This is a genomic window from Rhizobium sp. AC44/96, assembly GCF_001692185.1.
Taxonomy (GTDB): domain Bacteria; phylum Pseudomonadota; class Alphaproteobacteria; order Rhizobiales; family Rhizobiaceae; genus Rhizobium.
This window is the reverse complement of sequence record NZ_LXKO01000021.1, coordinates 23,118-34,316: the sequence shown is the minus strand read 5'-3', so window position 1 is coordinate 34,316 and position 11,199 is coordinate 23,118. Positions and strand designations below refer to the sequence as shown.

At 61.6% G+C, this 11,199-nt stretch carries 8 protein-coding genes, 1 tRNA gene and 1 pseudogene; 4 read left to right on the top strand and 6 right to left on the bottom strand.

All coding sequences use genetic code 11. The annotated features are described in order from the left end of the window. Both A6U87_RS30175 and A6U87_RS17380 read left to right on the top strand, forming a co-directional pair. Positions 1–112: pseudogene (locus tag A6U87_RS30175) on the top strand (IS630 family transposase); the annotation flags it as partial. 246 nt (positions 113–358) lie between these two features. Then, positions 359–1,249 carry an IS30 family transposase gene (locus A6U87_RS17380; RefSeq protein WP_244499525.1) on the top strand — a complete coding sequence of 297 codons (891 nt, stop codon included), beginning with the start codon at positions 359–361 and terminating at the stop codon, positions 1,247–1,249. A gap of 57 nt (positions 1,250–1,306) precedes the next feature. On the opposite strand, the gene A6U87_RS17375 is transcribed toward A6U87_RS17380, so the two are convergent. From A6U87_RS17375 to A6U87_RS17360, 4 genes are all read right to left on the bottom strand, one after another. Then, positions 1,307–1,383: transfer RNA gene (locus tag A6U87_RS17375), tRNA-Met, on the bottom strand. A gap of 110 nt (positions 1,384–1,493) precedes the next feature. Beyond that, positions 1,494–2,693, bottom strand: a complete 1,200-nt coding sequence (gene mnmA, locus A6U87_RS17370) for a tRNA 2-thiouridine(34) synthase MnmA (protein ID WP_065692552.1) — start codon at positions 2,691–2,693, stop codon at positions 1,494–1,496. A 166-nt stretch (positions 2,694–2,859) separates the two neighbouring features. Further along, on the bottom strand, positions 2,860–3,927 hold the full coding sequence (locus A6U87_RS17365) for a cyclic nucleotide-gated ion channel (RefSeq protein ID WP_065692551.1): 1,068 nt from the start codon (positions 3,925–3,927) through the stop codon (positions 2,860–2,862). Positions 3,928–4,079: 152 nt separating this feature from the next. Next, complete coding sequence (locus A6U87_RS17360; RefSeq protein ID WP_065692550.1) at positions 4,080–5,207, bottom strand: TDT family transporter; 1,128 nt, start codon at positions 5,205–5,207, stop codon at positions 4,080–4,082. Positions 5,208–5,319: 112 nt separating this feature from the next. On the opposite strand from A6U87_RS17360, the gene A6U87_RS17355 reads away from it, so the two are divergent. Continuing rightward, positions 5,320–6,219 (top strand): LysR family transcriptional regulator, encoded by a 900-nt coding sequence (locus A6U87_RS17355; RefSeq protein ID WP_065692549.1) that lies wholly within the window; start codon positions 5,320–5,322, stop codon positions 6,217–6,219. Here A6U87_RS17355 and A6U87_RS17350 read toward each other — a convergent pair. Together A6U87_RS17350 and A6U87_RS17345 are read right to left on the bottom strand one after the other, a co-directional pair. Beyond that, positions 6,190–8,280, bottom strand: coding sequence for a bifunctional diguanylate cyclase/phosphodiesterase (locus A6U87_RS17350; RefSeq protein ID WP_065692548.1), 2,091 nt, complete (start codon positions 8,278–8,280; stop codon positions 6,190–6,192). The genes A6U87_RS17355 and A6U87_RS17350 overlap by 30 nt on opposite strands. Before the next feature lie 155 nt (positions 8,281–8,435). Further along, the gene (locus tag A6U87_RS17345) at positions 8,436–8,858 is read right to left on the bottom strand and encodes a helix-turn-helix domain-containing protein (RefSeq protein WP_065692547.1); all 423 of its coding nucleotides are present in this window, start codon (positions 8,856–8,858) and stop codon (positions 8,436–8,438) included. A 71-nt stretch (positions 8,859–8,929) separates the two neighbouring features. Here A6U87_RS17345 and A6U87_RS17340 point away from each other — a divergent pair, with 71 nt between their 5' ends. Beyond that, positions 8,930–11,191 carry a heavy metal translocating P-type ATPase gene (locus tag A6U87_RS17340; RefSeq protein ID WP_065692546.1) on the top strand — a complete coding sequence of 754 codons (2,262 nt, stop codon included), beginning with the start codon at positions 8,930–8,932 and terminating at the stop codon, positions 11,189–11,191. Positions 11,192–11,199: the final 8 nt, after the last annotated feature.

Genomic DNA, 11,199 nt, shown 5'->3' with positions numbered 1-11,199 from the left:
GCAGGCCAGAACCAGAAACGCCGTCTCCGACGCACTCGCAATCATCCTCCAAACAGTCACCCCGCAGGAGTGTCAAAACCACTTCAGCGAGGCTGGATACGAACGGACTTAAAACAATCCCGCTCTAGAGCTTGCCATCGGCGAGGGAGAACGCTTCGATCTGCTTTGGAGTGAACCCCTACGGCCGCTAAAGTCTCAGCGGATGGATCCATCTTCGAGCGACGCCCTTGCCGATTAGGACGGGCAGTTTGATCGCCTGACGCGCGGCACTTCGGATCGAAACGGTCGAGGGTGGGTTCAAGGATGAAGTGCGACTTGCGAATGATACCAATGGGTTGTCACTTACAAGGAAGCAGCAATGAAACGCACCTACTCCCATATCGACATGGATGAACGACGCAAGATCGCGCGTTGGAGAGTATCAGGTCTCAGCGTCGGGCTCATAGCCGATAAGCTCGGCCGGCATCGCTCGACGATTTTCCGCGAGATCCGACGCAATACGTTCACCGATCGCGAGTTGCCCGAACTGACCGGCTATTATTGCGTCACGGCGCATGACCTGGCGTGTGAGCGGCGTGCCAAATTGCAAAAGCTGTCGCGCTTCTCGAATGTCCGGCAATCTGTCATTGACCGGATCATGCATGGCTGGTCGCCGCAGCGGATCGCCGGTCGAATGCGTCTGGAACGCCACCCGGTTTCGGTGAGCCATGAAACGATCTACAAGTTCGCGTATTCGGCCGATGGTCAGGCGATCAAGTTGTGGCGACACCTACCCGAGCATCGTGCCCGACGCAGACCGCGGCATGCCAGGCGCAAGCATGGTCAGCGGTTTAGCCCGGAACTCAACATCCTGCGTCGCCCCAACACTGTTGCTGACCGAAAACAGTTCGGGCACTGGGAATGCGATCTCATTCAGTTCCGCAAAAAGTCCGGCAAGGCCAACGTGACGTCGCTGGTCGAACGGGTCAGCCGCTTCGCCATCTTTCCACGCAACAACGACCGGCAGTCGCGGCCGGTCATGAACGGCCTCGTTCAGGCGCTCCAGGCCCTGCCCCGTCTTGCCCGCCGTTCCATCACCTTCGATCGGGGCACGGAGTTCACCGATTGGTCCTATCTGCAGGCCAGTATCGGTAACCAAACCTGGTTCTGCGACCCACAATCGCCCTGGCTAGAGCTGGCGGTCCGTTGCATCAGATGGTTGCCGCAATCGTTGTGGAGGTACAGGAACCGGGAGACCCCCACGGTATGACGATCAGGGGCTTTCTGTCTAGCCTTATCGGAGAGGGAGATAATTCGGAGATAAAGATGGTAGCGGGGGGCGGAATTGAACCGCCGACCTCAGGGTTATGAATCCTGCGCTCTCACCAACTGAGCTACCCAGCCATCTGCCAACAATGCCGTTTGCGAAGCGCCCGGCTCGTCGAATGAGCGGCTTATATGGCGACCCTTGCGGTCGTGTCAAGCGAATGATCGAGAAAATGCCCGAGAGTTTTTCAGGCCGCGACGGCACTCGCCAGCAACGCCTTCAGCGAGGCTTCGGCAGCGGGTTCCCGCTCGGAGCGCTCGATGAAACCGCCGCCGTAGACACGGGCGTTGTCGCCTGGAGCCGAGTAGAGGGCGCAGGCCTGCCCGGGTGCTACCCCTGCTTCGCCGACGGCGAGATCGACGTAGATGCCGCTCTGGTCGGCATGGAGAACGGCTGGCGTCGGCGCACGGGTCGAGCGCACCTTGGCAAAGCAGGCAAAGCCTTCGCCCGAAGCTGCCTGCAGCAGTTCTTCGTCGCCCAGCCAGTTGACGTCGCGGAGATAGACGCGGTGCGTCTCCAGCGCTTCCTTTGGCCCGACGATGACGCGGCGCGAGCGCGCGTCGAGATAGACGACATAGAGTGGCTCGCCGGTCGCAACCCCGATGCCGCGACGCTGGCCGATCGTATAGTGCAGGATGCCTTCGTGATTGCCGAGCACGCGCCCGTCGAGATGGACGATCTCGCCGGCGAGCGCCGCATTCGGCTTCAGCTTGTTGATGATATCGGTGTATTTCCCCTGCGGCACGAAGCAGATGTCCTGGCTATCGGCCTTCTTGGCGACGACGAGACCCATCTCTTCTGCAAGCTTGCGGGTTTCGGCCTTCGGCAGGCCGCCCAGCGGGAAACGCAGATAGTCGATCTGTTCCTGCGTGGTTGCAAACAGGAAATAGCTCTGGTCGCGGTCGGCATCAGCCGGGCGATAAAGCGCACGGCGGCCGGGATTGCCGGGCGCCGGGTTCGCACGCGAGCGGATATAGTGGCCCGTCGCCAGCGCATCGGCGCCAAGTTCCTTGGCGGTCGCCAGCAGATCCGCGAACTTGACCGTCTGATTGCAGGAGACGCAAGGAATCGGCGTCTCGCCGGCTACGTAGCTCTCCATGAACGGATTGATCACCGTATCGCGGAAGCGCTTCTCGTAATCCAGGACGTAATGCGGAATGCCGAGCGTCTCACAAACCCGACGCGCATCGTCGATATCCTGACCAGCACAGCACGAGCCGGCGCGGTGAACGGCCGCGCCGTGATCGTAGAGCTGCAGCGTGATGCCGAGCACATCGTAGCCCTGGCGCTTGAGAATGCCCGCCACGACGGAACTGTCGACGCCGCCTGACATGGCGACGACAACGCGGGTATCTTCCGGCTTCTTGTCAAAATCCAGTGTGTTCACGGGCAGTGGCCAATTCTATAAGCGTGTCTTCATCCGCCCTGCAATGCGCAAATCCGGCAGACCTTCGTCTCTGCCGGCGGGATCGACCGCGGGCACTTTCGTAGGCGAGGATATAGAAAGGATTGCCTTGCGGCGCAAGGGGCGGCACTGCTACGGCGGCCGAGCCCTATCCCTTCGGCACCGCACCACGCCGCTCAAGCGCCGTTTTCCGAATGACCTCGGCAATATCGGGGTTGCTGCTGGACAGCACCTGGAAATCCACCGCGTAGAGAGACAGGAGCGAGACCTCGGTTGCAGCGCTCACCGTCGCCGAGCGCGGTTCGCCCGTGATCAGCGCCATCTCGCCGAAAAAGCTGCCGGCGGAGAGGTCCACCGGGTTGGGCGTCGCGACGCTGACATGCCCCTCGACGATGAAAAACATCTGGTCACCCACGTCGCCCTTGCGAAAGATCACGGTGCCGGCTGGCACGACCCGCGATCGCAAGGCCCGCACGATCTCGACAAGTGCCGCCGAGCTGAGCTTCTGGAAGAGCGGCACCGCCGCCACCAGCTGCCAGTTGCGCACGAAATCCCGGCGCCGCACCTCTTCGGCAAAGCCGGTCGCCAGAATACCGGCCCAGAGCGCGAAGATGCCGATCCCGCTCATCATCACCAGTCCGGCAAGAACACGTCCGGCGAAGCTCTGCGGAATTTCGTCGCCATAGCCCGTGGTCGATAGCGTCACCACGGCCCACCACATTGCCTGCGGAATGCTGCCGAAGCGATCGGGTTGAACATCGCGCTCGATCAGATAGGCGGCGAGTGCTGCACCGAAGAGAACGATGCCGAAGATCGAGGTCACACCAACCAGGTTTCGGGCCTCATTCGCGACAACGCGCCCAAGCATCCGGAAGAAGGTCGAATCGCGCAGGGGCTTCAGCAGCCATATGGCGCAATAGAGACTTTGATCGCGGCTGCCAGCAAACAGGAAGGCACCAAGCGGCACCACAACAGCGAGCACGTCCACCGCGATCGCCGGCGTCCTGTCGCGTGAGCGCGATGCCCGCTGGATGATCAGGGTGTCGATGAGTTGCAAGACATAAGCGGCCCATATGGCCACGAGCACAGCGTCAAGAGCGATCTTGGCTCGCCCCGTCACATCAGGGGTCGTCAGGGCCGCAACGGCGAACAGCCCGGTAACGGCAAGCAAGGCGCTAACCGCCGCAGATATCCTGAAGAAAGGCCGTGCCGACATTCATTCCTCCGAACGGCCTGAAGCGTCGTCAGAATAGATACCTTCGCGCGATCTGCAACGGAAACAACAAGGTGGTACGGCAAAACCAGTGCGTCGCGCAGAAATTTCGAACCGGGCGAGAGGTCTGGAAGACCCGGAAAACACGATCCGATCTATTGCTCTAGGCAAGGATCTGAAAACAGCGCCCCATCAAGCGCCCCCAGGGCTGTGCGGGTGGCGACCAGAAGCCATGTCGCCGCAAGGACGACGACTAGGAGCGCCCCGAATACGCCAAGTGCCGGAACCGGAATCATGGTCGACAGACGCAACGTTGCCACCGCATAGACCCCCATCGGGAATGTGTAGGCCCACCAGCCAAGATTGAACGACAGGCCGATCTTCAGATAGCGAACGGTGACGGCCGCAGCCACGCCGAGCCACCAGAGACCGTAAGCCCACAACAGGATGGCGCCGAGGAGTGCCGCTCCCGATATGGCCGCCGCGATGGCATCAAGACCATTTGCCTCCAGCACACTGCGCCCGTTTGCTGCAAACAGCATCAGCCCGAGCGCCCCCGTGCCGATCGGCCCGAGCGCCAGAAATGCGGTGGCCGCCATGCTTGCCGGCGGCAGCTTGTGCAGCGCCAGTCGCAGGAAGAGGATCGTCAGAATGCTGAGGGCAAGCGGCAAGGAGCAGGCCCAAAGCACATAGCTTGCAAACAGCACCGTGAGCTGCGCACTCGCCCCGTCGATATGCGGCAGCAGAAGACCACCGCTTGCGGCCGTCACGCCGCTGGCGACAATTGGCAGCAGCCATATGGCGCTCATGTGCTCGAAGGCGTGCTCCTGCCGGGTGAACATGGCATATGGAATGGCAAGCCCTGCCAGAACGGCCAGAAACGCATCGATCCACCAGAGATAGACAGCCACCTGCGCGGCGACCGCTCCGAACATCGGAATACCGAAGATCAACGCACCATTCACAATGGTCGCCAATCCCATGGGAATGCAGCCGAAGAACATCGACACGACGGGATGCTCCAGAGCGCGAAGAGCATCGCGCGGATAGAGAAGCCATTTGGCGACATAGAGGGCTGCGAGAGCAACGAAAAGCGCACCGTTGCCGAGCCACAGAACGCCGCCCATCTGCACCAGCAGCGGTGAGTGAGGGAACTGCCCCAGGCAGATGGCAAGTATGCCTGTCCCCATTGTGGTCGCAAACCAGTTGGGGGTGAAATGCCGGATACGCACATTGTTAAGGAGACGTGTCGCGCTGCGGCTGGATGCGGTGAGTGTGGCCATTGCTTTCAATCCTTGATCTGGCCCAATCGATACGCTCGCCAATTAATCGATTCCAGCGAATTGTAATTGTCATTTTGTTCGGTAAAATCGAATAGTATCAACCGAGGCCGAAATGACGCTGGAACAACTCAGAATTTTTGCCGAGGTCGCCGCTCGCCAGCACATCACGCAGGCGGCGGCACATCTGAACATGACGCAATCGGCCGTCAGCGCCGCCATCACCGCCCTGGAAAGCCGCCATCGCGTCACGCTGTTCGATCGTGTCGGACGTTCTATCGTTCTGAATGAGACAGGGCGTCTCTTTCTGAAGGAGGCCCATGCGGTATTGGCCAGTGCAAAAGCGGCCGAAGCGGCACTCATGGACCTGTCAGGCCTGATGCATGGCGAACTGTCGATCATGGCAAGCCAGACCGTGGCGGGCTATTGGCTGGCACCGCGCCTGGCAGAGTACCAGAAACGCTATCCGGGCATCGCCCTTGGCGTTCGCATCGCGAATACATCAGAGGTCGCCGACGCCGTTGCCGAAGGTCGGGCGGAAATCGGCCTGATCGAATGGCCAAATGAACGGCGAAGCGTATCCGCACGCATGGTTGCGACCGACGAGATGATCGTCGTCATTGCACCGGGCCATGCCTGGGCGGATGGAAAGCCGAGAAGCGTTCGAGATTTTCCCACGACGGCCTGGATCCTGCGCGAAACCGGTTCAGGCACGCGCCGCGCGTTTGAGAGCTTGCTGGAAGGCGCGGCAATGAGCATCGGTTCCCTCGCCATCCCGCTGTCGCTTCCGGGCAATGAAACCGTCATTGGTGTCGTGGAAACGGGCGCGGGAGCAACATTGATGTCCCGCAGCATCGTGGCCCCGCTGCTGCGCAGCGGCGCTCTGGTCGAGGCGAACGTGCCAGCGCTTCCCCGCCCCTTCTTCCTGTTGCGCCATCAGGAGCGCTATCGCAGCAAGGCAGCCGATGCGTTTGACGACATGGTTTCAGCGTCCGGCGGCAGCCAGCAGGCTTGACGCGCCAACGCCGATCAAAGCTTCGGCCTCGGCGCGCGGCATGGGCTTGCCGAGCAGAAAGCCCTGCACTTCGCTGAAACCCTCGTCCCGCAGCTTCTGCAATTGTTCTTCGGTCTCGATCCCTTCGGCAAGCGTCGTCGCATTGAAGCCAGATCCGATCCCGACCACGGCGCGCACGATGGCGAGATTACCCGGATCGCTCTCGATACCCGACACAAAGCTGCGGTCGAGCTTGATCTTGTCGAAGGCAAAGGCGCGGAGGTAGCTGAACGAGGAATAGCCCGTGCCGAAATCGTCGATGGCGATGCGGATCCCCAGCTCCTTCAGCGCCCGCAACAGCGGCAGACTTTGCTCGACGTCAGCAAGGAAGACGGACTCCGTGATCTCGATCTCCAGCCGTTCGGGACGCAGGCCCGTTTCATCCAGCGCTGATACGACAGTTGCAAGCAGGCTGTTGTGTCGAAACTGGCAAACGGAAAGATTGACCGCGATCTTGAGATGTTGCGGCCATGCGGCCGCCGTTCGGCAGGCCTCGCGCAGCACCCAGTCACCGATCGGAACGATCAGCCCTGTCTCCTCCGCCACCGGAATGAAGTCCATCGGCGGGATCAGCCCACGCTCGGGATGACGCCAGCGGATGAGCGCTTCGAAACCACCGAGGCCGTCGTCGTCGAGCTGGACAATGGGCTGGTAGTAAAGCTCGAACTGGTTCTTCTGCAACGCTTCGCGCAGCTCGACGGTGAGCATGTGGCGACGCTCCGCCTCGCGGCGCATCTCCGCTTCGTAGAACCGGTAGGTTGAGCGCCCGCTCTCCTTGGCCGCATAAAGCGCCAGATCCGCATGCCGCATGAGAACGTCGTCGTCAGCGGCGTGACCGGGCGCCATCGCAATGCCGATGCTGCAGGTCACATGCTCATTGACGCCATCGAGATCAAAAGGCTTCGACAGGACCGAGAGCAGACGTTCGGCAAAGCGCTCGATGCAGCCGTCTTCGGTGAGCCGAAGAACAAGCGCGAATTCATCGCCGCCGAGACGGGCAACAAGGTCACCATCCCTCACGAGCGCGGTCAGGCGGGCGGCCACCTGGCAGAGCAGCGCATCACCCGCCGCATGCCCCTTGCTGTCGTTGATGTGCTTGAAATGGTCTACATCGAGATAAAGGAGCGCGATCGGGTTTTCGGCGCTGGCATGCGCCGCCTCGCGCTGGATATGCTCGGAGAAATAAGCGCGGTTCGGCAAGCCGGTCAGCGCATCGTGCATGGCCATGTAGGCAAGCCGGGTCTCGACCGAGCGCTCCTCCGTCACATCCTGCGATATGCCAAGCAGATAGCGCGGCGCCGAACCATCCGGCGCCGGCAATGCGCGTTTCACCGTCCGCAATATGCGGGGCAGGCCATCGACGCGGCGCATCGTCTCTTCGAAGCTGATCGTGGAAACGGCTTCGAATGCCTGGGCATCCTGCTCGCGGAAGATGGCGGTCTGCTTGTCGTCGAAGATGGCGCGATCGCTTTGGCCAATCACGTCCGCCGCGTTGAAGCCCACGATCGATCCGCAGGCCTCGTTGAACAGGATGTAGCGACCGTCAGCTTCCATATCCTTCACGAAGACGCCGACCGGCAGATTGTCGACGATACTGTCGAGAAGCGAGCGCGTATCGGTCACCTCGCGATGCGCGGCATTGACCTCGGTACGGTCCTGCACGATCGCCAGGATGGCATCGCGACCGTCGAAGCGCACCGCGCGGCCGTAGGTCAGAACCTCCAGCATCTCGCCATTCGCCTTGAGATGCGTCCAGCGCTCGGCCTTTTCCATATCGGTGCGCGCGTACACCGCATTCAGCATCCGCCGGCGCTCCTGCGCGGGGCGAATGTCGAGAACAGTCATCCTGGCATATTGCTGCGGCGAATAACCGTAGAGATCGACCGCGGCGTTGTTGACGATCAGGAAGCGCAAGGTGTCCGGATCGTAAACCCACATCGGTGATGGATGGGTCGCAAACAACGACTGGAAATCATCGTTGGGAGCATCGAGCGGAACAAGTGCTGTCAAAAAGCCGGTCATGGCAAAATCACATGAAATATTGAGGGCGGACCGACTTGTTATAATCGAAAAAACTAAATGAAATCAGAATCATAGTTCGCCTAAACTTTAGGCGAACGCCTTCCAGTTGTGCAACAAAGCACGTTGCGCTCCGACTTTTTGCGTTTTCCCGCGTTTCAGTGGTGCGAATGAGTACACTGGCCATGATCAGCCAGCACCTCGATCACCCTGCACTCGTCGACACGGCCATGCACGCATCCCTTGATCATCGTCTCAAGCTCAGCCTTCAACGCCGTCAGGCTGCGGATACGCTGTTCGACCTCCACAAGGCGCGCCTTGGCAATCGCATCGGCCGACGCGCAGGACTGGTTGGGGTCGTCCTGAAGGGTCAGCAGCGCACGAATGGCATCCACCTCGAAGCCGAGTTCGCGGGCATGTCTGATGAAGGCGAGCCGGCGCAGATCCGACGGCTCGTAGGAGCGCTGATTCCCTTCGCTGCGATTGGGCTCGGCCAGCAGGCCGATACTCTCGTAGTACCGGATCGTCGGCACCTTCACGCCACTTTGCCGGGAGGCTTCACCGATAGTAATCTTCTTCATGTTTTTCCACTTGCACCTCTAGCCACTAGAGGATGTAGGAAAGGTGCATCCAAATCTCAAGGAAGCATGTCATGGGTGAAACGGTCGAGAAACGGTACAGAGTGGGTGGCATGGATTGCGCCAGTTGCGCTGCCAAGATCGATACCGCCGTCCGTCGAATGCCCGGCGTGGCTGACGTCAAGGTATCGGTTACGGCGGCCACGATGACCGTGCGCCACGACGGCAGCAGTGATCTCTTGGCCATCGAGAGAAAGGTGACCGGCCTCGGCTATTCCCTGGCGCCCACGGGCGATCATGCCAAACACGGGCACGAAGCCCCCAGCCATGCAACATGCGATCACGACCATCATCACCATGAGCACGATGGCCATGACCAAGGGGGGCACGACCATGCACACCACGATCACGGCAGCGAGCACGGAAAGGCAGCGGAGATCGAAGGCCTGCATGGCCACGATCATACCCCGATGTCCGGCCCCTGGTGGCAGAGCCGAAAGGGTCGCCTGACGATCGCCTCTGGCGCCGCTCTTGTCGTCGCCTATGCAATCGGCCACCTCGTGCCGCAGATCGCGCCTTACGCCTTCGTAGCCGCCATACTGGTCGGTCTCGTCCCGATTGCCCGCCGCGCCATAATGGCTGCGCTGGCCGGCACACCCTTCTCGATCGAGATGCTGATGACAATCGCCGCCGTCGGCGCCGTCATCATCCATGCCGGCGAGGAAGCAGCCACCGTCGTGTTCCTCTTCCTTGTGGGCGAGCTGCTGGAAGGCGTGGCCGCAGGTAAGGCGCGCGAAAGCATCCAGTCCCTGACGACCCTTGTGCCGAAGAGTGCGATTCTGGAGGAGAACGGCCAGACACGGGAGATCCCGGCAGAACAATTGACCGTCGGATCGACGATCCTCGTTCGCCCCGGCGACCGGATTTCTGCCGATGGCGTCATTCTTTCCGGCGAAAGCGGGATCGACGAGGCACCGGTGACAGGTGAAAGCACTCCCGTGCGCAAGACCGAAGGCGACATCGTCTTCGCAGGCACCGTGAACGGCGACACCGCGCTGCGGGTCAGGGTCACGGCTGCAGCCGCCGACAACACAATCGCCCGCGTCGTCAAGCTGGTTGAGGAAGCACAGGAATCGAAGGCACCAACGGAGCGCTTCATCGACCGCTTTTCCCGTTATTACACCCCGGGCGTGGTCGCCGTGGCCGCACTCGTCGCCATCCTGCCCCCTCTCCTTGCCGGCGGCATCTGGAGCGAATGGGTGTACAAGGGCCTTGCCATCCTCCTGATCGGTTGCCCCTGCGCGCTGGTGATCTCCACGCCCGCCGCTATTGCAGCCTCGCTTTCGGCGGGCGCGCGTCGCGGGCTGCTGCTGAAGGGTGGTGCGGTGCTGGAAACGCTCGGCAAGGTTACCGCCATCGCCGTCGACAAGACGGGCACGCTGACGGCCGGCAAACCGAAGGTTACAGATGTTCTGGGCTTCGGGCTAACAGAAGCCGATGTGCTGAAATACGCCGCCGCCCTCGAGGCTGGTTCAAGCCATCCCCTGGCCGTTGCAATCCTCGCCAGAGCCGCCGAGGACGGCATCGCGTCGGCGCCGGCAACCAACCCAGGCGCCCTGCCCGGAAAGGGCGTGACGGGAACGGTCGAAGGGGTCGAGATATTCTTCGGCTCGCCCAAGGCCGCCGACGAGCGTATTCCACTCTCTCCCGATCAGGTCACGCGGATCGCCTCGCTGAACGATGAGGGCAAGACAGTCTCCGTCCTGATTGCCGACGGCGTATTGGCCGGCGCCATCGCCATGCGCGACGAGCCCCGCGACGACGCGAAGGCAGGCGTCGACGCCCTGAAAACCGAGGGCGTCAAGGTGGTCATGCTGACCGGCGATAACCGCCGCGCGGCAACCGCGATCGGGGAGACGCTCGGAATCGAGGTTCGCGCCGAGCTGATGCCTGAGGACAAGCAGCGCATCGTGGGCGATTTGAAGCGTGAGGGTTTTGTCGTCGCCAAGGTTGGAGACGGCATCAACGACGCACCGGCCTTGGCCGCCGCCGACGTCGGCATCGCCATGGGCGGCGGAACCGACGTTGCGCTGGAGACCGCCGATGCAGCCATCCTTCACGGACGGGTAAGCGACGTGGCGTCCATGATCGCCCTTTCCAAGCGAACGATGCGCAACATCATGCAGAACATCACCATCGCGCTCGGGCTGAAGGCCGTATTTCTGGTCACCACCATCGCCGGCATCACCGGCCTCTGGCACGCGATCCTGGCGGATACCGGTGCAACGGTGCTCGTCACGATCAACGCCCTCAGGCTGCTGCGCCCGCAGAAATAGCCGCGCGG